Source organism: Caulobacter sp. BE254 (assembly GCF_031457295.1).
Taxonomy (GTDB): Bacteria; Pseudomonadota; Alphaproteobacteria; order Caulobacterales; family Caulobacteraceae; genus Caulobacter.
Map to the genome: position 1 here is coordinate 473,559 of NZ_JAVDWJ010000001.1, position 26,845 is coordinate 500,403.

General features: G+C 69.5%; 20 protein-coding genes. 8 read left to right on the plus strand and 12 right to left on the minus strand.

The window, feature by feature from the left end; all coding sequences use genetic code 11:
• Positions 1 to 10 precede the first annotated feature (10 nt).
• Positions 11 to 1,012: an ADP-glyceromanno-heptose 6-epimerase gene (gene rfaD, locus J2X41_RS02230; RefSeq protein ID WP_310079267.1), complete on the minus strand. Its 1,002-nt coding sequence runs from the start codon at positions 1,010 to 1,012 to the stop codon at positions 11 to 13.
• 63 nt (positions 1,013 to 1,075) lie between these two features.
• Here rfaD and J2X41_RS02235 point away from each other — a divergent pair, with 63 nt between their 5' ends.
• The 8 genes from J2X41_RS02235 (at position 1,076) to J2X41_RS02270 (ending at position 7,883) form a co-directional block, all read left to right on the plus strand.
• On the plus strand, positions 1,076 to 1,309 hold the full coding sequence (locus J2X41_RS02235) for a hypothetical protein (protein WP_310079268.1): 234 nt from the start codon (positions 1,076 to 1,078) through the stop codon (positions 1,307 to 1,309).
• A gap of 68 nt (positions 1,310 to 1,377) precedes the next feature.
• Positions 1,378 to 2,613 (plus strand): cyclopropane-fatty-acyl-phospholipid synthase family protein, encoded by a 1,236-nt coding sequence (locus J2X41_RS02240; RefSeq protein ID WP_310079269.1) that lies wholly within the window; start codon positions 1,378 to 1,380, stop codon positions 2,611 to 2,613.
• A gap of 171 nt (positions 2,614 to 2,784) precedes the next feature.
• Positions 2,785 to 3,066, plus strand: coding sequence for a hypothetical protein (locus J2X41_RS02245; RefSeq protein WP_310079270.1), 282 nt, complete (start codon positions 2,785 to 2,787; stop codon positions 3,064 to 3,066).
• A gap of 105 nt (positions 3,067 to 3,171) precedes the next feature.
• Positions 3,172 to 4,170: a cysteine synthase A gene (locus J2X41_RS02250; RefSeq protein ID WP_310079271.1), complete on the plus strand. Its 999-nt coding sequence runs from the start codon at positions 3,172 to 3,174 to the stop codon at positions 4,168 to 4,170.
• Positions 4,171 to 4,259: 89 nt separating this feature from the next.
• Positions 4,260 to 4,832, plus strand: coding sequence for a peptidoglycan recognition family protein (locus J2X41_RS02255; protein ID WP_310079273.1), 573 nt, complete (start codon positions 4,260 to 4,262; stop codon positions 4,830 to 4,832).
• 200 nt (positions 4,833 to 5,032) lie between these two features.
• Positions 5,033 to 5,899, plus strand: coding sequence for a 3-mercaptopyruvate sulfurtransferase (gene sseA, locus J2X41_RS02260; protein WP_310079275.1), 867 nt, complete (start codon positions 5,033 to 5,035; stop codon positions 5,897 to 5,899).
• A 212-nt stretch (positions 5,900 to 6,111) separates the two neighbouring features.
• A complete protein-coding gene (metC, locus tag J2X41_RS02265; protein WP_310079843.1) occupies positions 6,112 to 7,275 on the plus strand; it encodes a cystathionine beta-lyase in 1,164 nt (387 codons plus the stop codon).
• A gap of 62 nt (positions 7,276 to 7,337) precedes the next feature.
• On the plus strand, positions 7,338 to 7,883 hold the full coding sequence (locus tag J2X41_RS02270) for a DUF1697 domain-containing protein (RefSeq protein ID WP_310079276.1): 546 nt from the start codon (positions 7,338 to 7,340) through the stop codon (positions 7,881 to 7,883).
• Here J2X41_RS02270 and J2X41_RS02275 read toward each other — a convergent pair.
• The 11 genes from J2X41_RS02275 to J2X41_RS02325 form a co-directional block, all read right to left on the minus strand.
• Entirely contained in the window at positions 7,880 to 9,223 is a 1,344-nt protein-coding gene (locus tag J2X41_RS02275) for a DUF5690 family protein (protein WP_310079278.1), read from the minus strand. The genes J2X41_RS02270 and J2X41_RS02275 overlap by 4 nt on opposite strands.
• Before the next feature lie 48 nt (positions 9,224 to 9,271).
• Positions 9,272 to 10,045 carry a uroporphyrinogen-III C-methyltransferase gene (gene cobA / locus J2X41_RS02280; RefSeq protein WP_310079279.1) on the minus strand — a complete coding sequence of 258 codons (774 nt, stop codon included), beginning with the start codon at positions 10,043 to 10,045 and terminating at the stop codon, positions 9,272 to 9,274.
• Positions 10,038 to 12,731 (minus strand): molybdopterin-dependent oxidoreductase, encoded by a 2,694-nt coding sequence (locus J2X41_RS02285; RefSeq protein WP_310079281.1) that lies wholly within the window; start codon positions 12,729 to 12,731, stop codon positions 10,038 to 10,040. The genes cobA and J2X41_RS02285 overlap by 8 nt, the downstream gene beginning before the upstream one ends.
• A complete protein-coding gene (nirD, locus tag J2X41_RS02290) occupies positions 12,724 to 13,080 on the minus strand; it encodes a nitrite reductase small subunit NirD (protein ID WP_310079282.1) in 357 nt (118 codons plus the stop codon). Before nirD ends, J2X41_RS02285 begins: the two co-directional genes overlap by 8 nt.
• Positions 13,077 to 15,533 (minus strand): nitrite reductase large subunit NirB, encoded by a 2,457-nt coding sequence (gene nirB, locus J2X41_RS02295; protein ID WP_404979860.1) that lies wholly within the window; start codon positions 15,531 to 15,533, stop codon positions 13,077 to 13,079. Before nirB ends, nirD begins: the two co-directional genes overlap by 4 nt.
• A 23-nt stretch (positions 15,534 to 15,556) precedes the next feature.
• Entirely contained in the window at positions 15,557 to 16,780 is a 1,224-nt protein-coding gene (locus J2X41_RS02300) for a nitrate/nitrite transporter (protein ID WP_310079284.1), read from the minus strand.
• A 386-nt stretch (positions 16,781 to 17,166) separates the two neighbouring features.
• Complete coding sequence (locus tag J2X41_RS02305) at positions 17,167 to 18,306, minus strand: CmpA/NrtA family ABC transporter substrate-binding protein (protein ID WP_310079286.1); 1,140 nt, start codon at positions 18,304 to 18,306, stop codon at positions 17,167 to 17,169.
• A complete protein-coding gene (locus J2X41_RS02310; RefSeq protein WP_028039058.1) occupies positions 18,303 to 18,881 on the minus strand; it encodes an ANTAR domain-containing response regulator in 579 nt (192 codons plus the stop codon). The genes J2X41_RS02305 and J2X41_RS02310 overlap by 4 nt, the downstream gene beginning before the upstream one ends.
• A gap of 162 nt (positions 18,882 to 19,043) precedes the next feature.
• Entirely contained in the window at positions 19,044 to 20,489 is a 1,446-nt protein-coding gene (locus J2X41_RS02315; protein ID WP_310079288.1) for an efflux transporter outer membrane subunit, read from the minus strand.
• Positions 20,489 to 23,695, minus strand: coding sequence for an efflux RND transporter permease subunit (locus J2X41_RS02320; protein ID WP_310079290.1), 3,207 nt, complete (start codon positions 23,693 to 23,695; stop codon positions 20,489 to 20,491). The genes J2X41_RS02315 and J2X41_RS02320 overlap by 1 nt, the downstream gene beginning before the upstream one ends.
• Positions 23,692 to 26,841, minus strand: coding sequence for a multidrug efflux RND transporter permease subunit (locus J2X41_RS02325; RefSeq protein ID WP_310079291.1), 3,150 nt, complete (start codon positions 26,839 to 26,841; stop codon positions 23,692 to 23,694). Before J2X41_RS02325 ends, J2X41_RS02320 begins: the two co-directional genes overlap by 4 nt.
• Positions 26,842 to 26,845: the final 4 nt, after the last annotated feature.

Sequence of the window (26,845 nt, forward strand, 5' to 3'; positions counted from 1 at the left end):
ACCGCGCGCCTCACCGGTACGGATCGTCCGTATTGAGGAACCCGCAGACATAGTCCTCGACGCCGTCTTCCAGCGAGGTCATCGGTGCGTTGTAGCCGGCGGCGCGCAGGCGGCTCATGTCGGCCTGCGTGAAGTACTGGTACTTGCCGCGCAGCACCTCGGGCATGTCGAAATAGTCGATGTCGGGCTCGCGGCCCACAGCCCGGAAGGTGGCCTCGGCCAGGGCCTTGAACGAGCGGGCCTTGCCGGAACCGAGGTTGTAGATCCCGTTGACGTGCGGGCTCTTGGCCAGCCAGGCGACCACGTCGGCCACGTCGCGCACATAGACGAAATCGCGAAGCTGGCCGCCGTCCTCGTAGTCGGGGTGGTGCGACTTGAACAGCCGCACGCCCTCGCCCGCCGCCACCTTGGGCCAGATCTGGCAGACGACCGACTTCATGCCGTCCTTGTGGTCCTCGTTAGGGCCGTAGACGTTGAAGAACTTCAGCCCCGCCCACTGGGCCGGCGCATGTCCACGGGCGGCCTCGCGAACGGCGTAGATGTCGAACAGCGCCTTTGACCAGCCATAGGCGTTCAGCGGTCGCAGGGCCTTGAGGCTTTCCAGGTCGTCCTTGCCGTCGAAACCTTGCAGGCCGTCGCCGTAAGTGGCCGCCGAAGAAGCATAAATCAGTCGCCGCTGATGTTGCGCGCACCACCGCCACAGGTCGCGCGACAGCACGAAGTTGGACTGCACGATCAGGTCGGCGTCCGGCTCGGTGGTCGAGGAGATCGCCCCCATGTGGATCACCAGCTCGACCTCGTCGCCGCGCTGGGCCAGCCAGTCGAACAGATCCTCCGGGGCCACGAAGTCGGCGATCGGCGCCTTGGCGATGTTTTTCCACTTGTTCTGCGCGGCCTCGCCCAGCCGGTCGCAGACCACCACGTCGAGGCTGTCGTCCTCGCACAGCTTGGCCACGATATTGGAGCCGATGAACCCGGCGCCGCCGGTGACGAGGATGACGCGTCTGGACATGATGGGCGTTATGGCACAGGGGGCGGATGGAGCAAGGGACTGGGACAAGCATCGGGGCGAGGCGTGGGCGTGAAGGTGCGGCTCGGTCGGAACGGCCCCGTCCTCGTCTGGCCGCGCACCGAACCGCGCCTGGCCGACGCCCTGAGCCACGCGCCGTGGAAGGCTTCGGCGCAACCCAACCCCGCCGCCAGGCGTATCCATGGCGAACCGATCGTGGGGCGTTCGGCGGCGCGTGAAGGCGCGCTCGCGGCCTATCGCGGCCTCAAGGGCGAGGAGATTTCTCGCGAGGGCCGATAGTCCTCCCCATTTACAGGTCGGTTCCGAGAGTTCTTACTTTCGTCATCAAGTTAGGGATGGGACCGTCGATGACCGATATCCTGCCTGCGACCTGGCCGGCCGCGGCCCGCGACCCCGAACTGCGTCGCGCCCCGGCCGCCTTCCGCACCGCGCTCCGCGTCGCCGTCGAGAACTGGGCGGCCGGCGATCTGACCTTCGTCCTGCCCTCGGGCAAGCCCCTGCGCATCGTCGGCAAGGGGCCGGGCCCGGACGCGGTGATCCGCATCCACGACTATCGGTTCATCCGCCGGGCCCTGGCCTCGGGCGACATCGGCTTCGCCGAGGGCTACATGGCCGGCGAGTGGGACACCCCCGACCTGTCGGCGGTGTTGGAGGCCTTCTCGCTGAACTTCGACCGGCTGACGGCCCTGGTCCGGGGCAATCCGATGATGCAGGCGGTCAACAAGCTCTACCACCTGTTTCATCGCAACGATCGGGTGGGCTCCAGGAAGAACATCCACGCCCACTACGACCTGGGCAACGCCTTCTATTCCCGCTGGCTGGACCCCAGCATGACCTATTCGTCGGCCCTGTACGAAAAACCCGGCCAGCCGCTGGATCAGGCCCAGCGCGCCAAGTACGCGGCCCTGGCCCGGTCGATCGACCTCAAGCCCGGCCAGCACGTGCTGGAGATCGGCTGCGGCTGGGGCGGCTTCGCCGAGTTCGCGGCCAAGGAAGTGGGAGCCAAGGTCACCGGCGTCACCATTTCCCAAGCCCAGCACGACTTCGCCAAGCGGCGCCTGTTCGACCAGGGCCTGGCCGAGAAGGCCGAGATCCGGTTGATCGACTATCGCGACGTCCAGGGCCAGTTCGACAGCGTCGCCTCGATCGAGATGTTCGAGGCGGTCGGCGAGGAATACTGGCCCACCTATTTCGGCAAGATCCGCGAGGTGCTGTCGCCCGGCGGCCGGGCCGGCCTGCAGATCATCACCATCCGCGACGAGCTGTTCGCCCGCTACCGCGGCCACACCGACTTCATCCAGCGCTACGTCTTTCCGGGCGGCATGCTGCCCAGCGAGGCGCGCCTGAAGCAGGAGACGGCCGCCGCCGGCCTGGCCTGGACCGAGATCAACCGCTTCGGCCAGAACTACGCCGACACCCTGTCCGAATGGGCCGCGCGGTTCGAGGCGGCCTGGGACGACATCAAGGGTCTGGGCTTCGACGAGCGCTTCCGCCGGCTGTGGCGGTTCTATCTCAGCTATTGCGAGGCCGGTTTCCGCACCGAGCGCACCAACGTGATCCAGCTGGGCCTTTCCCGGGCCTAAAGCATCGCGCGGAAAAGTGGACGCCGGTTTTCCGCAAAAGCGATGCGAAAACAAAAATCTAGAGCAAGCGGCGCGATTCCTACTATCGCGCGGCTTGCTCTAGCAAACCTGGCCATGCATCCCGACCTTGGGTGTGCGTACAGTCCGCAAGCGCTCACCGAGGTCGGCCCGATGAACCTCTACACCCTCGTCCTGGATTTCCATGGCGGCACCTACATCACCCAGTTCGACGCCGAGACGGCCACCGATGCGGTCGCCGCCTGGTGCAAGGAGCTGGAAGACGAACAGCTGCTGGGCGACGCCTCGTTCCCCGTGGCCGAGGGCATCATGGTCGACGCCATCGAGAACCATCTGGTCGAGGTCGAGGGCCTGCACGGCGCCTGGTGCGCGGCCGCCTCGGTCAACGGCGCCCTGGCGCTGCTGAACGTGATCATCACCCAACGGCTGGATTAAACCTGCGCTGAAACCGTCAAGGCCGCCTTCAGGAAAACTGGTCTTGCCTGAAGGCCGCGCATCACGATCTACCAAGCCGACCTCCCGCTCGGCTGGACTGAAGAGATGACCGTAAAGACCAGCGTCCTGGACGCTATCGGCGACACGCCGCTGATCCGCCTCAACCGCGCCAGCGAGGCCACCAGCTGCGAGATTCTCGGCAAGGCCGAGTTCATGAACCCCGGCCAGTCGGTCAAGGACCGCGCGGCCCTGGGCATCATCCGCGACGCCGAAGCCCGCGGCCTGCTGAAGCCCGGCGGCCGGATCGTCGAGGGCACGGCCGGCAACACCGGCATCGGCCTGGCCATGGTCGCCTCGGCCCTGGGCTACAGAACCACCATCGTCATTCCCCGCACCCAGAGCCAGGAGAAGAAGGACGCCATCCGCCTGCTCGGCGCCGAACTGGTCGAGGTGGACGCCGTCCCCTATTCCAACCCCGACAACTATGTCCGCTATTCGGGCCGCCTGGCCGAGGAACTGGCGAAGACCGAGCCGAACGGGGCGATCTGGGCCAACCAGTTCGACAATGTCGCCAACCGCCAGGCCCATTTCGAGACCACCGGCCCGGAGATCTTCGAGCAGACCGACGGCAAGGTCGACGGCTTCATCTGCGCCATCGGCTCGGGCGGCACCCTGGCCGGCGTCGCCGCCGCCCTGCGGGCCCGCAAGCCGCAGGTCAGGATCGGCCTGGCCGACCCGCACGGCGCGTCGCTGTACAGCTGGTACGCCGACGGCGAGCTGAAGTCGGAAGGGACCTCGATCAGCGAGGGCATCGGCCAGGGGCGGATCACCGCCAACCTCGAGGGCCTGGCTATCGACCACCCGTTCCGGATCAGCGACGAGGAGATGCTGGAGCAGGTCTTCGACCTGGTGCAGCACGAGGGTCTGTGCCTGGGCGGCTCAACCGGGATCAACGTCGCCGGCGCGGTGCGCATGGCGAGAGCCATGGGTCCGGGCCACACCATCGTGACCATCCTCTGCGACCATGGCTCGCGCTACCAGAGCAAGCTGTTCAACCCCGCCTTCCTGGCCGAGAAGGGTCTGCCGACCCCGCCCTGGATGTAGCCCCCGGCGCGCGATGCGCGCCGAATAGCAAAGTTGCGCCATTCAACCTTACAGTGCAGGATCGTCCCAATCTCGATGAGGAGGGCCGAATGGCTTGGAAGGGGATCGTGGGCAGGAGCTTCACGCCGGAGTCGTTCGAAACCTACTGCGAAACCCTGACCTGGTCGGCCTGGCGGCCGAAGTTCATCGTCCTGCACAACACCGGCGCGCCCTCCCTGGCCCAGCGGCCGCAAGGCTTCACCCGCACCCACATCGCCAATCTCGAGGCCTATTATCGCGACGGCCGCAAATGGAGCGCGGGACCGCACCTGTTCGTCGACGACAAGCAGATCTGGGTGTTCACGCCGCTGACGGTGTCGGGCGTTCATTCGCCCAGCTGGAACAGCATCGCCCTGGGCCTGGAGATGCTGGGCGACTACGACAAGGACGCTTTCGACAAGGGCCGTGGCGCGGCGGTGCGCGACAACGCCGTCGCGACCATGGCCACCCTCTCGGCCGTGCTGGGCCTGGATCCGGCCAGCATGAAGCTGCACCGCGAGGACCCCGCCACCACCCACGCCTGCCCCGGCAAGAACGTCAGGAAGTGGGACGTCATCCAGCGCGTGCAGGACAAGATCCTCGATGAGGCCGGAGAGCACTCCTTGGCGGAGCCCCATCCGTAGGGTTGGCGGCTCGCCTTCTCAGATTTTTAAAGCCCCAACGGTTGTCATCCCGAAAGCCTCGCAGAGGCTGTCCGGGATGACAATGTTGAGAGGCAGACTTTTGGTCCGCTTCCACCTCGCAAAGCCTTGCCCCGCCCCGCCGATCGCGTGATCTTGCCCGCCCTCTCGAAGGGGCGAGTCAGACCCCGAAAGGCCTTGCCATGACCCACGCCGATCCCCTCGTCTCGACCGCCTGGCTAGCCGAGCACCTCGACGCGCCGGACGTCAGGATCGTCGACGGCTCCTGGCACATGCCCGCCGCCAAGCGCGATCCCAAGGCCGAGTACGACCTGGCCCACATTCCGGGCGCGGTGTTCTTCGACATCGACGAGATCGCCGACGAGACCTCGGACCTGCCGCACATGCTGCCCTCGCCGATCAAGTTCGCCTCGCGGGTCAAGAAGCTGGGCCTGGGCGACGGGTCGAAGATCGTCGTCTACGACACCAGCGGCATCCTGCCCGCCGCCCGCGTCTGGTGGGAATTCCGCGCCATGGGCCACGAGGACGTGGTGGTGCTGGACGGCGGCCTGCCCAAATGGATCGCCGAGGGCCGTCCGGTCGAGGACCTGGCCGTCACCCCGCAGGAGCGCCACTTCACCCCGCGCTACCAGGCCGACATCGTCCGCTCGCTGGACCAGATGAAGCGCAACCTGGAGAAGTCGCCTGAAGATCGGGGCCGCGAGCAGGTGATCGACGCCCGCGCCGCCGGCCGTTTCGAGGGCCGCGATCCCGAGCCCCGCGCCGGCCTGCGTGGCGGCCACATTCCCGGCTCGCGCAACGTGCCGCTGTCGACCCTGCTGGCCGCCGACGGGACCATGCTGCCGGCCGACCGGCTGGCCGCGGTGTTCGAGGCCGCGGGGGTCGACATCAACCGGCCGATCGCCACCACCTGCGGCTCGGGCATCACCGCCGCCGTGGTCTCCCTGGCCCTGGCCCGGCTCGGCAAGCCCCGGGCGGCGGTCTATGACGGCTCGTGGACAGAATGGGGCGGCCGCGACGACGTGCCGGTGGCGACGGGCGCGGCTTAGCCAGACCCTCCCCCCATGGGGGAGGTGGTCGCGCAGCGACCGGTGGGGGGAGTGATACGACCTCGATCAGTGATGCCGCCGTCTCAAAACTCCCCCCTCCGTCGCCCGGTGGGCGACACCTCCCCCACAGGGGGAAGAACTGAGGCCTTGAACCGCCTCGCTCCCGCGCCTTAAACGAAAGCGTGCCGTAGCCGCCCGAGTGTCCCATGCCCCTGGATGAAGAAACCCGCCTGGTCCGCAAGGGCGCCCCGCCCAAGGGCGGCTCGGTGCTGGCCCGCACGGTCAATCCGCCGGTGCAGCGCGGCTCGACGGTGCTGATGCCCAACGCCGCCGCGCTGTACGACGACAGCCAGCTGACCTACGGCATCACCGGCCTGTCCTCGCCGGCCAACCTGCAGCTGGCCCTGGCCGAGCTGGAGGGCTCGCCCGACGTGACCCTGTATCCGTCGGGCCTGGCGGCGATCACCGGCGTCATGCTGGCCCTGCTGAAGGCCGGCGACGAGATCCTGGTGGTCGACAGCGCCTACAAGCCGACGCGCCGGTTCTGCGACCGGGTGCTGACCCGGTTCGGCGTCAAGACCGCCTACTATGACCCGGCCCTGTCGCCCGACGCCCTGATGGCCCTGTGCACGTCGGCGACCCGGATGATCCTGCTGGAGGCTCCCGGCTCGCTGACCTTCGAGATGCAGGACATCCCGGCCATCGCCGCGGCCGCCAACGCCCGCGGCGTGCTGACGATGATCGACAACACCTGGGCGGCCAGCTTCTACTTCAAGCCCCTGGCCCATGGGGTGACCATCAGCGTCCAGGCCCTGACCAAATATGTCGGCGGCCATTCGGACGTGTTCATGGGCAGCGCCGCCACCGCCGACAACGTGATCGGCAACCAGCTGGGCGACGCGATGTGGGACATCGGCTGGTCGGTCTCGCCCGACGACGCCTATACCGTGCTGCGCGGCCTGCGCACCCTGGCCACCCGCCTGCCCGTCCACCAGGCCAAGGGGCTGGAGATCGCCCGCTGGCTGCAGGGCCGGCCCGAGGTGGCCCGCGTGCTGCATCCGGCCCTGGAGACCGACCCAGGCCACGCCCTGTGGAAGCGCGACTTCACCGGCGCCTGCGGGCTGTTCGGCGTGGTGTTGAAGCCCTGCTCGCAGAAGGCCGTCCACGCCTTCCTCGACGCCCTGGACCTGTTCGGCCTGGGCTTTTCCTGGGGCGGCTACGAAAGCCTGGCCATCCACTGCGACCCGCAGCTGAAGAACCGCGCCATCCCGGTGAAGCTGGAAGGCCCGCTGCTGCGCCTGCACGTCGGACTGGAGAGCACGGCCGACCTGATCGCCGACCTGGAACGCGGCTTCGCGGCCCTGGCCGGAGCTTAAATCGAACCGCGACGGCGAGGTCGTGAAGGTCTAGACAACCGCCTCGTTCGAAAGGCCCGACCATGACCGTCCACATCGCCCTGCTGCGCGGCGTCAACGCCGCCGGAAACCGTCTGGTCACCGCCGACGAGCTGACCGCCCTGCTGACCGAGCTGGGCCATGCCAATGCCCGCACCGGACCCAAGGCCGGCGACCTGGTGTTCGCCAGCGGCGAGCAGACGGGCGCCGAGCTGCAGACCCAGATCGAGACCGCCCTGATGGACCGGTTCGCGCTGCGCACCGACGTCTATGTGCGCACCGCCGATGCCTGGCGCGCCCTGGTCGCCGCCAATCCGTTCCCAGAATTCGCCGCCCAGGACCCCGGCTGGCTGATGACCCTGTTCCTGAAGGACACGCCGGACAAGAAGGCGATCGGCGCCCTGCGCGCGGCGATCCGCGGCCGCGAGCAGGTGCGCGCCGAAAGCCGCCAGCTCTACGCGATCTATCCCGACGGGATCGGCGGCTCGAAGCTGACCAACAGCCTGGTCGAGAAGACGCTTGGCGCGCGGATCACCGGCCGAAGCTGGACCGCGGTCCTGGCGCTGGCCGAGATGCTGGGCGAGGGTTAGTCGGCCGTCTCCGCCGCGATCGGACGCGGCGCCTGAGCCGCCCCGCCCTTCGGCAACCGCAGCAGCATCCAGGCCAGCCCCACCCCGACGACGCCGATCACCGAGGTCCCGTAGGCCGCGCCGGCCAGGAAGCCGCTCCAGGCCAGCTCCAGGTGGGCGAAATAGCGGGCCAGCAGCAGGGAGACGCTGCCGACATAGCCGCAGGAGTCGGCGACATAGATCAGGAACCCCGCCGTCCCCACTTGGCCGGTGGCGGCGATCAGCCGGTCGAACAGCATGCCGTTGAACGGGGTGTAGGCCATGTAGATCCCCGCCCCCGTGGCGACCATCCAGGCCACGGGGCCCAGCAGGCCGACCTGCCGACCCAGGGTGGCGGCGCCCAGCAAGGCGAAACCCAGGGCCACGAAGGCGAAGTTGAAGCCGACCGCCCGGCGGTTGTCGCGCACCAGGCTCAGCACGCCCAGCCCGACCAGCACGATGGCCGCGACGGGGATCTCGGACAGCGAGAAGATCGCCGCGGCGTTCTTGAAGCCCAGCTCGGCCCAGATCTCGGCGGCGAAGTTGTCGCGGAAGTCCCGAAGCGCGGTCAGCAGCACATAGACCGCCACCAGCAGCACCAGGGCCGGCGCGTGGGCGGCGAACATGGCCGCGCGGGCCTTGGCGTCCATCGGCGCGCGGCGCACCCGGGCGGCCTCGTCGGCCGGCGACGGCGGCGGCAGCTGGGTCAGGGCCGCCACGGCCAGCAGCAGCAGCGGTGTGAACAGCAGGCCGGTCAGGGCCGGCATCCAGCGTTCGTCGACGCCCTGCAGCAGCAGGCTCTTGCCCACCGACTTCACCACGCCGGAGGCCAGGATGAAGCTGGCGCACAGCATGGCCCCCAGCACTTCCGACAGCCGCCGGCCCTCGACGAAGCCGAACACCAGCCCCCAGATCATGCCCAGGCACAGGCCGTTGACGAACAGCGCCGGCGGACCGGCGACAGCCGGACCCAGGCTCAGGCCCAGCAGCGACAGCTCGGCCCCGCCGATCAGGACCAGGATGGCCAGCCAGCGCCGCTCGGGCCGCATCTCGGAGATCACCTTGATCCCGATGATCTTCGACACGGCGTAGCCGGCGACCTGGGCGATCACCAGGGCCACCTTGAAGTCGATGGCGAGCGGCCAGCCGGCCATGTGGTCGTAGTGGGCCGCCGTGAACGGCTTGCGGTAGGCGAACATCGAGAAATAGGCCGCGAAGGCCGCCAGCCCGCCGTACAGCGCGAACGCCCACGGCGGCGCCTTGGCCAGGGCGCGGGCGATGGGGCCCGGAGCCAGTTGCTGAGTCGGTGCTGCGTTCGGCATGGCCCATGGGCGGGCCGAAACGGCCCGCGCGTCAACCGCCGATCGGCGTCAGGCGGTCAGGGCGGCGCGTTGGAACGCTTCCTCGGCGACTTCGACCGCCTTTTCGCGGGCCTGGGCCGCCACTTCGCCGACGACGATGACCACCGGGCCGCCGTGGCTCGTCAGCCGCTCGGGCAGGGTCCGCAGCGTGCCGTGATAGATCCTGGCGTTCGCGCCGCCCGCCTGCTCGATAGCCACCGCCGGAGTGCTGGGCGCGCGGCCGGCGGCGATCATCCGCTCGCACAGGGCCTGGGCCACCTCGCCGCCCATATAGACCGCCAGGGTCGCCTCCGGATCGCTCGCCGCGCTCCAGTCGCCGCTGAGCGTTCCGGCCTCCAGCCGCGCCGTGGTGAACACCACGCGCCGGGCTTCGCCGCGATGGGTCAGGGGGAAGCCGAACTGGGCGGCGGCGGCGCAGGCGGCGGTGACGCCGGGCACCACCTCGACCGAGACGCCGTGCTCGCGCAGGAAGGCCGACTCCTCGCCCACCCGGCCGAACACCGAGGGGTCGCCGCCCTTCAGCCGCACGACGCGCAAGCCCTTGCGCGCCAGGCGCAGCATCAGGCGGTTGATCTCGTCCTGGTGCATGCTGGGCTTGCCCGCCCGCTTGCCGGTCTGGATGCGCACGCAGCCGGCCGGGGCCAGGGCTATGGCCTCGTCGCTGATCAGGGCGTCGTAGAGCAGCGCCTGGGCGCTCTCCACCGCGCGCACGGCCCGCACGGTCATCAGGTCGACCGGGCCGGGACCGGCGCCGACGAGCAGGACTTGGGCGGCGTCAGACATGGGCGGGCTCCTTGGCGGGAACGGCGGCGGTCGCGGCGATCATCCGGGCGATCTCGGGACGGCAGGACCCGCAGTTGGTCCCCGCCCCGGTGGCCGCGCCCACCGCGTCGGGGTTGGCGGCCCCGGCGACGATGGCGACCTGCACGGCCCGGGCGCCGACCTTCAGGCAGGCGCAGACCAGCGGCCCCTTGTCGACCGGCGCGCCGGGCGGGCGGCCGAACAGCAGGGCCGAGCGGGCGTCCTGACTCAGTTCCGGCTCGGCGAACAGCTCGGCCAGCCAGTCGCGCGGCGGCAGGCGGCCGCTGATGGTGATGTACAGGACCGCGACCAGCCGGCCGTCGCGCAGCCAGGCGTCGCGTCGCGCGCCGGTGGCGGCGTCCTCATAGGTCACGAGCTCGCCGACAAGGCCTTTCGACAAGGCCTTGCGCAAGGCGGCGCGCTCGACTTCGTCGCCTCGGCCGGCGAACTCGTGTTGCTGGCAGGCGTCCTGGGGGATGCGCCGCCAGACGAGGTCCAGACCCGACGGAAGGGCGAGGCTGTCCCGCGTGAGGAAGAAGCCCTTCCAGGTCTCGCGATAGGGGCGAAGCCGGGCGGGGGTGTGCTTGAACTCCGGCTGGCCGGAGATGGGGTCGAGATTGGGCGCGATCAGGTGATTGGAACGGCCGGACGGCGCGAAGGCGTCGGTCCAGTGCATCGGCATGAACAGGCCGCCGGGCCGCTGGCGCTCGGTGACCTTGGCCAGGGCCACGGCCTCGCCGCGCACGGTGGTCACCCGGGCCAAGACACCGTCCTTGACGCCCAGGGCCTCGGCGTCGGCCGGATGGACCTCGACGAACGGCTCGGGGGCGTGGCGGCACAGGTCCGGGGCCAGGCCGGTGCGGGTCATGGTGTGCCACTGGTCGCGAATGCGGCCGGTGTTCAGCGACATCGGATAGGCCGCGTCCATCGCGTCAGCGGGGCCCTTGGGGCGCGTCGGGACCATGCGGGCGCGGCCGTCCGGGGTCTGGAAGCGGCCGTCCACGAACAGCCGCGGCGTGCCCCGGCCGTCCGCCGCCACCGGCCACTGGACCGGCAGGAGTCCGGCGTAAGCCTCTGGCGTCAAAGCCGAAAGGCCAGCCAGATTCAGAACGCGATCGGTATTCTCGTAGGCGGTCAGACGGGCCCATTCGCGGAACACGCTGGCCTGGCTGCTCCAGCCGAAGCCGTCAAAGCCCATGGCCTGGGCGACGTCGGCCATGATCCGCCAGTCGGCGCGCGCCTGGCCCGGCGCGGGGAACAGCGCCCGCTGGCGCGAGATCCGGCGCTCGGAATTGGTGACGGTGCCGTCCTTCTCGCCCCAGGCCAGGGCCGGCAGCTTGACGTCGGCGAAGGCGGTGGTGTCGGTGTCGACGCAGTCGGACACTACCACGAACGGGCAGCGCTCCAGGGCCTCGCGCACCCGGCCGGCGTCGGGCAGGCTGACGGCGGGGTTGGTGGCCATCACCCACACGGCCTTGATCTTGCCGGCGTGGATGGCCTCGAACATGTCGACGGCCTTCAGACCCGGGGCGCGGGCGGTGTCGGGCGCGCCCCAGAAGCGGGCCACGCGGTCGCGGTCGGCCGGGGCGAAGTCCATATGGCCGGCCAGGGTGTTGGCCATGCCGCCGGTCTCGCGCCCGCCCATGGCGTTGGGCTGGCCGGTAATCGAGAACGGGCAGGCGCCCGGCTTGCCGATCCGGCCGGTGGCCAGGTGAACATTGAGGATCGACAGGCCCTTGGCCGTGCCCTGGGCCGACTGGTTGGCGCCCATCGAGAACAGGCTGACCGCCTTGGGATTGTCGGCGAACAGATTGTAGAAGCTCAGCAAATCGTCGAGCGCTACACCGCAGTCGGCGGCCACGGCGGCGGGCGACTGGTCCAGTTCGGCCAGGGCCGCCTCGATCTCGGCGAAGCCGTTGACGTGGGCGGCGATGTAGTCGCGGTCGATCGCGTCGCGGCGGATCAGGTCGGCCAGCAGGCCGTTCCATAGCCGCACGTCGCTTTGCGGGGCGATGGCCAGGTGCAGGTCGGCGCCCTCGGCGGTGTCGGTGCGGCGTGGGTCGATGACCACGTGCTTCTGGCCGCGCGCCCTGGCGGCTTCCATGCGCCGGAACAGCACCGGATGGGTCCACGCGGCGTTATGCCCGCTGAACACCACCAGGTCGGCCAGGTCCAGGTCCTCGTAGCAGCCCGGCACCAGGTCGGCGCCGAACGCCTGCTTGTGGGCCGCCACGGCCGAGGCCATGCACAGGCGGCTGTTGGTGTCGATATTGCCCGAGCCGATGAAGCCCTTCATCAGCTTGTTGGCGACGTAGTAGTCTTCGGTCAGCAATTGGCCCGAGACGTAGAAAGCGACGCTGTCGGGGCCGTGCTTGGCGATGGTGTCCCTGAACCGCTTGGCGACCAGGGCCGTGGCGTCGGCCCAGCTGGCGGCCTTGCCGTTGATCGTCGGCTCCAGCAGCCGGCCCTCCAGCCCCACCGTCGCGCCCAGCGCCGTGCCCTTGGAGCACAGGCGGCCGAGGTTGGCGGGATGGGCCGTGTCGCCGGCCACCGACAGCGCCCGGCTGTCCGCTGACGGCATCTGGCCGACCGCACCCGATACGCCGCAGCCCACCCCGCAATAGGGGCAGGTCGTCTTGACGAGCGGAGCGGCCGAGCCGTCAGCCATGGGCGTCGACGCTCATCGGGAGGCTCAGCAGCAGGCGGCCGTCGCGGACCTCCAGCGGCACCACCGGCGTGCAGCCCTTGCCCTTGTCGGCGCCCATCGGCTCGCCGCTAGCCAGGTCGATGTTCCAGGCATGCAACGGGCAGCTCACCGCCCGGCCATGGACGATGCCCTGGCTCAGCGGCCCGCCCTTGTGCGGGCAGGCGTCCATCAGGGCGAACACCTCGCCGTCGCCGGTGCGGAAGATGGCGATGTCGCCGCGCGGACTGGGCACCCGGCGGGCGCCGCGGCGCGGCACGTCCGTCACGGCGCCGACATCGACCCAGACGGGGACTTTGACATGCGCGTTCATGCGGGGACGAACTCCATCCGGCGGCTCATGGGGGTGAATTCCTCGGTGTGGCGGCCGGCCACGCGCTCGGCCCACGGGTCGATGCGGGCGAAGCGCTGCGAGAACACGAAGCGGTCGTAGAGGGCCTTGCGCTGGTCCGGATCGGTGACCTGGGCCTGGATGCTCTCCAGACCCACGCGCGCCATCCACTTGTAAACCCGCTCCAGGTACCAGCCTTCCTCGCGGTACAGCTGCATGGCCGCGGCGATCACCCAGACGGCCTCGTCCTCGGTGGCCACCCGGGTCAGCACCTGGGTGCCCTGGATGTGCAGGCCGGCGGCGCCGCCGATGTGGATCTCGTAGCCGCTGTCGACGCAAACCACGCCGAAGTCCTTGCAGGTGGCCTCGGCGCAGTTGCGGGGACAGCCCGACACCGCCAGCTTGACCTTGGCCGGAGCCCAGGAGCCCCACAGGAACTTTTCAAGCCGGATGCCCAGGCCGGTGGAGTCCTGGGTGCCGAACCGGCACCAGTCGCTGCCGACGCAGGTCTTCACCGTGCGCAGGCCCTTGGCGTAGGCGTGGCCGCTGACCATGCCCGCCGCGTTGAGGTCGGCCCACACGGCCGGCAGGTCGTCCTTCTTGACGCCTAGCAGGTCGATGCGCTGGCCGCCGGTGACCTTGACCGCCGGAATGGCGAACTTGTCGGCGACGTCGGCGATGGCCCGCAGTTCGTCGGGGGTGGTCATGCCGCCCCACATGCGCGGAACGACGGAATAGGTGCCGTCCTTCTGGATGTTGGCGTGGACACGCTCGTTGATGTAGCGCGACTGCTTGTCGTCGCGATATTCGGACGGCCAGGCGCACAGCAGGTAGTAGTTCAGGGCCGGGCGGCACGACGAGCAGCCGTCGGGCGTGGTCCATTCCATGGCCTGCATGACGGCGGGCATGGACTTCAGCTCGTATTCGACGATGGCTTTGCGGACGTCCGAGTGCGGGTGATGCGTGCACTTGCACATCGGCTTGGGGCCGGTCTGTTCCTTGAAGCCGTCGCCCAGGGTCAGCTTCAGCACCTGCTCGACCAGCGGCGTGCACGAGCCGCACGAGGCCGAGGCCTTGGTGACCGCCTTCACGTCGTCCAGGGTCGTCAGACCCTGGGTGGTGATGGCCGAGACGATCGAACCCTTGCAGACGCCGTTGCAGCCGCAGATTTCCTGCGTGTCGGGCATGGCCGCAACGGCGGCGTTAGGGTCCAGGCCGGACAGCCCTTCCGTGATGGCCTGGCCGAAGATCAGGGTCTCGCGGATGTCGGTGACCGAGGTCCCCGCCCGCATCAGGTCGAAATACCAGTTGCCGTCGGCGGCGTCGCCGAACAGCACCGCGCCGGCCACCTTGCCGTCCTCGATGACCACGCGCTTGTAGACGCCGCGGCCGGCGTCGCGGAACACGATGTCCTCGCAGCCTTCGCCGCCCGAGAACTTTCCGGCCGAGAACACGTCGACGCCTGAGACCTTCAGACGGGTCGACAGGACCGAGCCCTCGTAGGCTCCCTCCCCGTCGGTCATCGACTCGGCCAGCGAGCGGCACATCTCCCAGATCGGCGCGACCAGGCCGTAGCAGTTGCCCCGGTGCTCGGCGCATTCGCCGACCGCGAACACCGCCGGATCGGAGGTGCGCATGGCGTCGTCGACGACCACGCCGCGATTGACGGCCAGGCCGGCGGCGCGGGCCAGGGCGGCGTTGGGCTTGATGCCCACGGCCATGACCAGCAGGTCGCATGGCAGGGTGCGGCCGTCCTTGAGCTTGAGGCCCGTGACCTGGCCGTTCTCGCCGACGATCTCCTCGGAGTGGGCCCCCATCACCGTCTCGACGCCGCGCTCGAGCAGGGCTTCGCGCAACAGGAAGCCGGCGCTTTCGTCCAGCTGGCGCTCCATCAGGACGTCCATCAGGTGGACGACCGTGGCGGACATGCCGCGCCGGGCCAGACCGTAGGCGGCTTCCAGGCCCAGCAGGCCGCCGCCGATGACCACGGCCTTCGCGCCCGGCTTTCCGGAGGCGGCGACCATGGCGTCGACGTCATCCAGGTCGCGGAAGGTGACCACGCCCTTCAGGTCGATGCCCGGCAGCGGCAGGCGGAACGGATCGGAGCCAGTGGCCAGGATCAGCTTGTCGTAGGAAACTTCCAGCCCGCCCTCGGCGACCACCTTGCGGCCTTCCAGGTCGACCGCCGTGACGGCCCGCCCGGCATGCAGGGCGATGCCGTTGTCGGCGTACCAGGCCTCGTCGTTGATCACGATGTCGGCGAAGGACTTCTCCCCCGCCAGCACCGGCGACAGCATGATGCGGTTGTAGTTCACCCGCGGCTCGGTCCCGAAGATGGCGATCTCGTAGCGGTCGGGATCGCGCTTGAGGACTTCCTCGACCGCCCGGCAACCGGCCATGCCGTTGCCGATGACGACCAGCTTTTCCTTGGTCATGGTTTTGCTCACTGGGAAAAGGATCAGACGCGGACCGGCGCGGCGGAGTCGCCGTGCAGGGTCGGCCAGACGGCGCGCCAGCGGGCCTTCAGGCTGTGCAGGGCCACCAGGGCGAACACCGCCAGGGCCGCGAAGCCGAGGAAGCCGATCTGGTAGGAGCCGGTCATCTTCTTGGCCATGCCCAGGCTGGAGGCCAGGTAGAAGCCGCCGACGCCGCCGGTCATGCCGATCAGGCCGGTCATGACGCCGATCTCCTTGCGGAACCGCTGGGGCGCCAGCTGGAACACAGCGCCGTTGCCGGCGCCGAGGGCCAGCATGGAGAACATCAGCACCGCCAGGGCGACATAGGCCGAAGGCATCTGGAAGCTGGCGACGGCCAGGCCGGCGGCGGCCAGGGCGAAGACGAAGCTCAGGGTCCGCACGCCGCCGAAGCGGTCGGCCAGGGCCCCGCCGACCGGACGGACGAACGATCCGGCGAACACGCAGGCGGCGGTGAAGAAGCCCGCGACCACCGGCGAGAGGCCGTATTCGGCGTTGAAATAGATGGTCAGGGAGGAGGCCAGGCCGACGAAGCCGCCGAAGGTGACTGCGTAGAGCAGCATCAGCCACCAGGCGTCCGGAACCTTCAGCACGTCCAGGTACTCGGCCAGCTTCTTGGGGGCGGGCTGTTCGGGGGCGTCCTTGGCCAGCAGCATGTAGACGACGAAGGCCAAGGCCAGGGGGATGGCCGCCAGGCCGATCACGTTCTGCCAGCCGAAGGTCTTGGCCAGGATCGGCGCGAACAGGGCGGCCAGGGCCGTGCCCGAATTTCCCGCGCCGGCGATGCCCAGGGCCAGGCCCTGGTGCTCCTGCGGATACCAGCGCGAGGCCAGCGGCAGGGCGACGGCGAACGAGGCGCCGGCCACGCCCAGCACCAGGCCCAGGGCCAGCACCTGGTGATAGTTGTGGATGCCCAGGAACCAGGCCAGGACCAGGCCGGTCAGCACGATCAGCTGCCCCATCATCCCGGTCTTCTTGGGGCCGATGCGGTCGACCAGCACCCCATTGACCAGGCGCAGCAGCGCGCCGGCCAGGACCGGGATGGCGACCATCAGGCCCTTCTGGGCGGGATCGAGGTGGAAGTCCTTGGCGATGGCCACGCCCAGCGGGCCCAGGATCACCCAGACCATGAAGCTGAGGTCGAAATACAGGAAGGCGGCGAACAGGGTCGGCGTGTGGCCGGCCTTCAGGAAATCACGCGAGATCATGGTGCGCCTCGGATGTAGGTGTCTGCGAGAGCGGGACGCGAGCGCCCCAGGCGGGTGACCGCATCCGAGCGGTCGTCTCTGGCAGCCACGAACGTCGTTGTCCGGAGGCCTGACCCTAGTGAAGGCGCGGAAGGCGGACGAAGTCACGCGCCATGCTGCGATGCGGCGCGATCCGGACCACATCGTCCAGTTGCTCAGCAAATAGGCGGCCGCACTGCTCGAAGGATGAGCAGAATGCATAGGAACCGATGAGCGGGAACAGGTTCAGCCGGCCGGCAGATCGTCTCCTTCGCCTCCCGGAAGACTCAGAAGGCTGGGCTAAGACGGGGGCGATTCACCTGGACCTCGGACAAGCGCCGCGCGCTTTCCGGGATGACGACGGAGCGTTAGGAAGCCCGCCCCACCGCGAACGACGCCGCGTAGCCGCGCGCGTCGGCCGGATCGAACAGTGCGCCGTCGAACAGGGCCGAGGGCGCGGGCGCCGCGTCGGCGAACACCTGGGCAGGCTCGACCACCGGCCCCAGCGACAGCGCCGCATCGCGGAACAGGTCGGGGCGATAGACGCGGTCGGCGACGGCGGCTAGGTCCAGGTCCGGCCCGACCTGCCCCCAGCGTACCATCTGCGACAGGAACCACAGGGCGTGCTCGCGCCGGGGCAGCCCGGCGGCGTCGCGGTGGAAGACGATCTCGGACTTCAGGGCCCGGGCCACGATCTCGGGCTCGACGCCCACATGGTCCGGCCGCGACAGCAGGGCCACCAGTTCGGCGTGATTGCCCGGTTCGTCGGCCCAGGCCGCCGCGCGGATCAGGGCGCGCAGGGCCGCGCGCAACTCATCGCCATGGCTGGCGGCCCAGGCGGCGGTGACGCCGAACACCTTGTCCGGGCCGCCCGGCCAGAACTGCGAGGCCTTGATCAGCGACTCGCCCAGGCCCTCGTCGACGGCGGCGGCGTTCCATGGCGCGCCGACGCAGAAGCCGTCGATCTCGCCCGAGCGCAGGTGCTCGACCATCCGCGGCGGCGGCGTGACCACCAGGCGCACGTCGCGGTCGGGATCGATCCCCGCCTGGGCCAGCCAGTAGCGCAGGAAATAGTTGTGCATCGAATGGGGGAAGACGACGGCGAAGGTCAGCGGCGGGGCGCCCTGCCCGCGCCGCAGCGCGACCACGGCCGCCAGGGCCTGGGCCGTGACCAGCGGCGCGGCCAGGGCGCCGGGGTCGGCCTCGCTCATCATCGCCGCCAGCCGGGTCGAGACGGTGATGGCGCTGCCGTTCTGGTTCAGGGCCAGCGGGGCCAGCATCGATCCGCCCTCCAGACCCATGGGGGCCAGGGCCATCGGGGCCAGCATGTGGGCGCCGTCCAGCGCGCCGAAGGCGACCTTGTCGCGGATCGTCGCCCACGAGGCCTCGCGGCTTAGCGCCACCTCCAGCCCCTCCTCGGCGAAGAAGCCCTGCGCCTTGGCCACCACCAGAGGCGCGCAGTCGGTCAGGGGGATGAAGCCCAGCGTCAGGTCGGCCAGTCCGCTCACGAGGCGTCGCCCTTCAGCACGCCGGCGAAGGCCAGCAGGTCGGCGGCGATCTGGCCGATCGGCTTGCCGCGGTCCATGGCCAATTTACGCAGCAGCCGATAGGCGCCGTCCTCGTCCAGGCCCCGCTCCTTCATCAGCAGCCCCTTGGCCCGTTCGACGGTCTTGCGCGATTCCAGGTCGGCCTTGGCCTTGGCGAGGTCGCCATGCAACTGCTGGGTCAGGGCGAAGCGGCTCATGGCCACGTCCAGGATCGAGCGCACCCGACTCGGCGCCAGCCCGTCGACCACATAGGCCGCGACCCCGGCGCGAACGGCCTGTTCGGCCAGGCCCGGCTCGGAGCGGTCGACGAACATCACCACCGGACGCGGATTGTGCTGGCCGGCTTCGCGCAGGCTTTCCAGCGTGTCGCGGTCGGGGCTGTCGGCGGCGATCACCACCACGTCGGGGGCGAAGGCCGCGGCCTCGCGCTCGTCGAACACGGCCGCGCGGCGCACCTCCAGCGGCTGCACGCCGGCGAGCCCCTCGGCCACGAGGGCGGCGCGCGCGGGATCGGGATCGATGACGAGGACGCGCATGCCCTTCGCCCTAAGGCCGTCCGGCGACGGGTGGGAGCGGCGAAGGTTCATCGCGGTCGGAGTTGCTCGATCAGCCTGGTATTTGCACAGTCTAGCCTGAAATAGCGGCGCCAAACGAGCAGGCAAGACGCCACAGGCGCCGCGAGGCGCGCTCCCGGATGTCTAGGCCTGGGGCTTCCATCCACCGCCCAGCGCCTGGATCAGGGCCACGGCCGTGGTCTGCCGGGCCACGGCGGCGGTGAGCAGCGCCCGCCGCGCCGACAGGGCCGAGGCCTGGGCCGTCACCACGTCGGTATAGGCCACCTGCCCGGCCTTGTACTGGTTGAGCAACATCTGCTCGGTCTGGTCGGCGGCGTCCGAGCTGGTCTTCAGCAGGGCGTAGCGACGCTCCAGCACCTGGGCGGCGGTCAGTTGGTTCTCCACGTCCTCGAAGGCGGCCAGGGCGGTCTGGCGGTAGTCGGCGACCGAAGCGTCGTACGACGCCCTCGCCTGCTCCACCCGCGCCTTGCGCGCGCCGGCGTCGAACAGGGTCTGGGCGGCGGTCAGGCCCAGCGACCAGGTGTTGGCCGAGGCCGAGAACAGGTCGCCCAAGGCCGAGCCGCTGGTCGCGCCATTGGCGCTGAGGCCGATGGTCGGGAAGAACGCAGCCCGGACCACGCCAATGTCGGCGTTGGCGGCGGCGACCCGACGCTCGGCGCCGGCGATGTCCGGCCGGCGCTCCAGCAGGGTGGAGGGCACGCCGGCCGGGATTTCGGGCACGCGGGCGCTCCAGGCCGGATCGGCGGCCAGGCGGAAGCCACTGGCCGGCTCGCCCACCAGGGTGGCGATGGCGTTCTCGTAGGCGGCGCGGGTCTGGCGCAGGCTTTCGAGGTCGGCCTGGGCCCCGGCCAACTGGGTGGTGGCCTGCAGCACGTCCGACTTCGGCGCGATGGCCGCCGCATAGCGGTTCTGGGTGATCTGCAGGCTGCGCTGGTAGCCCTCGACCGTTCTGGTCACCAGGGCGATCTCGGCGTCGGCCTGGCGCAGGCCCAGATAGTTGACGGCCAATTCGCCCTGCATCGACAGGCGGGCGCCGGCCAGGTCGGCGGCGCTGGCCTGTTCCGAGGCCTTGGCGCCGTTGATCCCCTGGCGGATGCGGCCCCACAGGTCCGGCTCCCAGCTGGCGCCGATGCTGGCCTGGTAACGTTGGCCGCGGCTCGAACCGCCAGAGCTCGAAGTGGTCGAGCCGGAACCGCCGGTTTTGGTCGCCGAGCCTGATAGGTCGATGGTCGGGAACAGGCTGGCCCGCTGCTCGCGCACCAGGGCGCGAGCCTGGCGGTAGCTGGCCTCGGCCGCGGCGATGGTCTGGTTGGAGACGTTGACCCGGGCGACCAGGGCGTCCAGCTGGGGATCGCCCAGCAGGGTCCACCAGTCGCCGCGGTCGATCAGGTCGCCGGGCGTGGCGACCTTCCAGCCCTCCAGGGCCTTGTAGGTCGCCGGCAGGGCGGCGGTCGAGGCTGTGACCTCCGGCCGCTGATAGGCGGGTCCGACGGTGCAGGCGGACAGCAGGATCAGCGCGGCGCCGGCGAGCGCGAGGGACTTGAGGCCAAGGCGCTTGAGGTGAGGCATCAGACGGGCTCCGGCGCGGAGGGCATGTGGGCCAGGTAGCGCTCGTCGCGCGCCTTGCCCCGCAAGCGGTCGAGATAGACATAGACCACCGGGGTGGTGATCAGGGTCAGCAGCTGGCTGGCGATCAGGCCGCCGATGATGGTGATCCCCAGCGGCCGGCGCAGCTCGGCCCCCTCGCCGAAGCCGATGGCCAGCGGCAAGGCGCCCAGGGCGGCGGCCAGGGTGGTCATCAGGATCGGCCGGAAGCGCAGCAGACTGGCCTCGCGCACCGCCTCCAGGGCCGTCAGTCCGCGCGACCGCTGGGCCTCCAGGGCGAAGTCGATGATCAGGATGGCGTTCTTCTTGACGATGCCCAGCAGCAGGAACACCCCGATCAGGGCGATCACCGAGAATTCCATCTTGAACACCAGCAGGGCCAGCATCGCCCCGACCCCGGCCGCCGGCAGGGTCGACAGCACGGTCAGCGGGTGGACGTAGCTTTCGTAGAGGATGCCCAGCACGATGTAGATCGCCACGATGGCGGCGGCCACCAGGAACGGCTGCTGCTTGTTTTGGTCCTGGGCGCTGCGGGCGCTGCCCTGGAAACTGCCACGGACATTGGTCGGCAGGGCGATGTCGGCCTCGGCCTGCTTGATGGCGGCCTGGGCGTCGCTGAGCGAGACGCCGTCGGCCAGGTTGAACGAGATCGTCGTGGCCAGCTCGCCGTTCTGGTGGTTGATCGAGGTCGGGGTGGCGGCCTGGGCGACGCTGGAGATCGCCGTCAGCGGCGTCATCGGCGTCTGCGCAGTGTTCAGGGCCGCGCCGGTCGAGGCGTCGCGCAGGCCCGGATTGACCGCCGCGCCGCTGGACGTCGCCCCGCCGCTGGTCCCGCTGGTGGTCGGCACATAGACGTCGTCCAGCGCTTCCGGCCCCCGCGAGAACCGCCGGTCCCACTCCAGGATCACGGCGTACTGGTTGATGTCCTCGTAGATCGTGGCGATCTGGCGCTGGCCGAAGGCGTTGTAGAGGGCATTGTCGACGGCCCGCGGCGTGACACCCATGCGCGAGGCGCTGTCGCGGTCGATGGTGACGAAGGTCTCGACGCCGTTCTCGGACTGGTCGCTGTCGACGTCGGTCATCACGTCGGACCGGGCCTTCATCGCCTCGGCCAGCTTGGGCGCCCAGGCCTTCAGCGCGTCGCTGGAGTCGCTGGTCAGGGTGTACTGGTAGGTCGAATTGCTCTGCCGCCCACCCATCCGCACGTCCTGGACGGGGTTGAGGAAGACGCTGATGCCGGTCACCCTCTGCAGCTGCGGCCGCAGGCGGTTGATCACCGCTGAGCCCTTCTCCTTGCGGTCGTCGGGCCCGTCGCCCAGCGGCTTGAGATTGACGAACATGAAGCCGCCGCCGGCCCGGGCGCCGCCGGTGAAGCCGACCACCGTGTCGACGGCCGGGTCCTTGCGGATGATGTCGACCACCTGGCGCAGCTTGGCCTGCATGACGTGGAACGACACGCTCTGGTCGGCGCGCAGCCCGGCCTGGATCTGGCCGCTGTCTTGCTGGGGAAAGAAGCCCTTGGGCACGGCGACATAGAGCCAGGCGGTCATGGCGATCACCACCACCAGGATCAGCAGCACCAGCGGCTTGGCGGCCAGGGCCCAGTCCAGGCTGTGCTCGTAGGCGCGGTGGATACGGTCGAAGCCGGACTCGAACGCGCGGGCGACCCGCCCCTCCTTGCGGCCTTCCTTAGGCGGGCGCAGCAGATAGGCGCACATCATCGGCGTGGTGGTCAGCGAGATGACCAGCGAGATCATCACCGCCGCCGACAGGGTGACGGCGAACTCGCGGAACAGCCGCCCCACCTGGCCGCCCATGAACAGCAGCGGGATGAACACCGCCACCAGCGAGATGCTGATCGACAGCACCGTGAACCCCACCTCGCGCGCGCCCAGCAGGGCGGCCTGGAAGTGGTCCATGCCCTTTTCGATGTGGCGGGCGGTGTTCTCCAGCACCACGATGGCGTCGTCGACCACGAAGCCCGTCGCCACTGTGATGGCCATCAGGCTCAGGTTGTTCAGCGAGAAGCCCAGCAGGTACATCACCCCGAACGTGCCCAGCAGCGAGACGATGGTCGCCGCCGCCGGGATGAAGGTGGCCCGGGCGCTGCGCAGGAAGGCGCTGACCACCAGAACCACCAGCACGATCGAGATCAGCAGAGTCACCTCGATCTCGTGCAGCGAGGCGCGGATCGAGTTGGTGCTGTCGCTGGCCACCGCCACGTTGATGTCGCCGGGCAGCTGGGCGCGCAGTTCCGGCAGGGTGGCGCGGACGCTGTCGACGGTCTGGATGATGTTGGCCCCCGGCTGGCGGGTGACCAGGATGATGATCGCCGGCTTGCCGTTGAACAGGCCCAGGGTTCGGGTGTCGGCGACGCTGTCGGTGACGTCGGCCACATCCTTGAGCCGCACCGGCGCGTCGCCGCGCCAGGCCACGACCAGGCCGGCATAGTCGGCCGCCTTGCGCCCGCCGGGGCTGGTATAGACCTGGAACCGCCGCCCCGCGCCCTCGACCTGGCCCTTGGGACGGTTGGCGTTGGCCGACTGGACCGCGGCGCGCACGTCCTCCAGCGAGATGCCGTACTTGTTGAGCAGGAACGGATTGGCCGACACCCGCACGGCCGGCAACGAGCCCCCGCCGATCTCGACGTCGCCCACCCCGGTCACCTGCGACAGTCGTTGGGCCACGATGTTGGACACCGCGTCGTAGATCTGGCCCGGGGTCTTGGTCTCGCTGGTCAGGGCCAGGATGATCACCGGGGCGTCGGACGGGTTCTGCTTGCGGTAGCTGGGATTGCTGCGCAGCGTGGCCGGCAGGTCCGAGCGGGCGGCGTTGATGGCGGCCTGCACCTCGCGGGCGGCGCCGTCGATGTTGCGGTTGAGGTCGAACTGCAGGGTCACCCGGGCCGAGCCGGTGTTGCTCTGCGAGGTCATCTCGGTGACGCCGGGGATCACGCCCAGCCGCCGCTCCAGCGGGGTCGCGACGCTGGAGGCCATGGTCTCGGGACTGGCGCCCGACAGGTTGGCCGAGACCGAGATGGTCGGATAGTCCACCTGCGGCAGGGGCGAGACCGGCAGCACGAAGAAGGCCGCGATGCCGGCCAGGGCCAGGCCGATGGTCAGCAGGACCGTGGCCACCGGCCGCTTGATGAAGGGCGCCGACAGGTTCACGAGGGCGCCCCCGGGACCGGCTCGGGATCGATCCTATCTGGCGCGACATGGTCGTCGTGCTCGCGGCGCATGCCCCGGTCGGCGGGAGCCAGGCGGTCGAAGGCCAGGTAGATCACCGGCGTGGTGAACATGGTCAGCAGCTGGCTGACCAGCAGGCCGCCGAAGATGGCGATGCCTAGCGGCCGGCGCAGCTCGCCGCCCTCGCCGAAGCTCAGCATCAGCGGGATGGCCGCGAACAGGGCCGCCAGGGTGGTCATCAGGATCGGGCGGAAGCGCAGGATGGCGGCCTGGAAGATGGCGTCGCGCGGGCTCTTGCCCTCGTTGCGCTGCGCGTCGATGGCGAAGTCGATCATCATGATCGCGTTCTTCTTGACGATGCCGATCAGCAGGATGATGCCGATGATCCCGATCACGCCCAGGTCGTTGCCGGTGATCCACAGGGCCAGCAGCGCCCCGACGCCGGCCGATGGCAGGGTCGACAGGATGGTCAGCGGGTGGATGTAGCTCTCGTAGAGCACGCCCAGCACGATGTAGACGCAGACCACCGCCGCCAGGATCAACCACAGCTGGTTGCTCAGCGAGTTCTCGTAGGCTCCCGCCGCCCCCAAGAAGGTGTGGGTGACCGCCGTCGGCATGCCGATGTCCTTCATCGCCGCGCGGATGTCGTCGACCGCCTTGCCCAGCGAGACGCCCGGCGCGGTGTCGAAGCCGATCGTGGTGGCCGGAAACTGCGAGACGTGGGTCACCTGCAGCGGGGCGGTCTGTTCCTTGATGGTCGAGATCGCCGACAACGGGGTGGGCTGGCCGCCGCCGGTCTTCAGGTTCAGCAGGCCCAGCGATTGCGGCGCGGTCAGCAGGCCGGGCTTGGCTTCCAGGATCACCCGGTACTGGTTGGTCTCGGTGAAGATCGTCGAGACGATCCGCTGGCCGAACGCGCTGTACAACGCATCGTCAATGTCCGACGCCGTGATCGAAAGACGAGCGGCGGTGTCGCGGTCGATGTCGACATAGGCCGCCGCCCCGGTGGCGTCGGCGTCGCTATAGACGTTGCGCACCGACTTCACGCTGGCCAGGCGAGCGGCCAGTTTGCCGGCCCATTCCTTGACCGTGGCGGTGTCGGCCCCCTCCAGCGACAGGCGGTAGAGGGTCGGGCCGGTCTCGGCGTCGATGGTCAGGTCCTGGGTGGGCTGCAGGTAGAGGTGCACGCCCGGCACGGCGGCCACGCGGTCGCGCAGCCGCTGCATGATCTTCTCCTGCGAGCCGCTGCGGTCGGCCTTCAGGTTGATCAGCATCTGGCCGGTGTGGAGCATCGCATTGTTGGCGCCGTCGACGCCGATGAACGAGCTGAGGCTCTCCACCGCCGGGTCGTCTAGGATCGCCTTGGCCGCCTGCTGCTGCAGGCCGGCCATGCGGTCGTAGGAGACCGACTGCTCAACCTCGGTGCGGGCCTGCAGCTGGCCGGTGTCCTGGGTCGGGAACAGGCCCTTGGGAATGATCAGGTACAGAAAGACGGTCAGGGCGAAGGTCGCCACGGCCACGACCAGGGTGGCCTTCTGCCGCTCCAGCACCCAGTTCAGCCCACGCTCGTAATGGTGCTCCACCCGCTCGAACACCGCCTGCGACTTGCGGGCGATGCGGCCCGGGCGCTCGTGGCCCTCGCCCTCGCCCTGCGGCTTCAGCCAACGGGCCGACAGCATCGGCGTCAGGGTCAGCGAGACCACGGCCGAGATCAGGATGGTGATCGCCAGGGTGATGGCGAATTCGCGGAACAGCCGCCCGACCACGTCGCCCATGAACAGCAGCGGGATCAGCACGGCGATCAGCGACACGGTCAGCGAGATGATCGTAAAGCCGATCTCGCGCGCGCCCTGCAGGGCGGCCGCCATCGGCTTGACGCCCTTTTCCAGGTGCCGACTGATGTTCTCGATCATCACGATGGCGTCGTCGACCACGAACCCCGTCGCGATGGTCAGGGCCATCAGGCTGAGGTTGTTCAGCGAGAAGCCCATCAGGTACATCACCCCGCACGAGCCGATCAGCGAGATCGGCACGGCCAGGCCGGCGATCAGGGTGGCGCGCAGGCTGTGCAGGAAGAAGAAGATCACCACCACGACCATCACCACGGCCAGCAGCAGCTCCATCTCCACATGGTGGACCGAGCCGCGGATGCCGGTGGTGCGGTCGGCCAGCACCTTGACCTCGAGGGTGGCCGGCAGGCCCGCCTCCAGCTCCGGCAACTTGGCCTTGATGGCGTCGACGGTCTTGATGACGTTGGCGCCCGGCTGGCGCTGGACGTTGACGATGATCGCCGGGGTTTCGTTGGCCCACGCTCCAAGGCGGGTGTTCTCGGCGCTCTGCACGACCTGGGCGATGTCGCGCAGCCGGATCGGGGCGCTGTTCTTGTAGCTGACAATCAGGTTCGAATAGTCGTCGACGGTCAGCAACTGGTCGTTGGCGTTGATCGTGTAGGCGCGGGTCGGCCCGTCGAAGCTGCCCTTGGCGCTGTTGGCGTTGGCGCTGCCGATCGCGCTCTGCACGTTGGCCAGGGTGACGCCGTACGAGGCCATGGCCTGGGTGTCGGCCTGGATGCGGATGGCCGGACGCTGGCCGCCGCTGAGGGTGACCAGGCCCACGCCCGACACCTGGCTGATCTTCTGGGCCAGGCGGGTATTGACCAGGTTCTGAACCTGCGTCAACGGCAGGGTGTCGGAGGTCACCGCCAGGGTCAGGACCGGGGCGTCCGCCGGATTGACCTTGGCGTAGACCGGCGGGGCCGGCAGGTCGGCCGGCAGCAGGCTGTTGGCCCCGTTGATCGCCGCCTGCACCTCCTGTTCGGAGACGTCCAGGCTCTCTCCCAGATTGAACTGCAGGGTGATGATCGAGGCCCCGGCCGTGCTGACCGAGCTCATCCGCGCCAGGCCCGCCATCTCGCCCAGCTGGCGTTCCAGCGGCGCGGTGACCGTCTGGCTCATCACCTCGGGACTGGCGCCCGGATAGAGGGTCTGGATCTGGATCGTCGGATAGTCGACCTGCGGCAGCGCCGACAGCGGCAGCAGCCGGAAGCCGACCAGGCCGGCCAGGACGATGGCCGCCATGAACAGCGCCGTGGCGACGGGCCGCTGGATGAAAGGACGCGAAGGGTTCATGGCG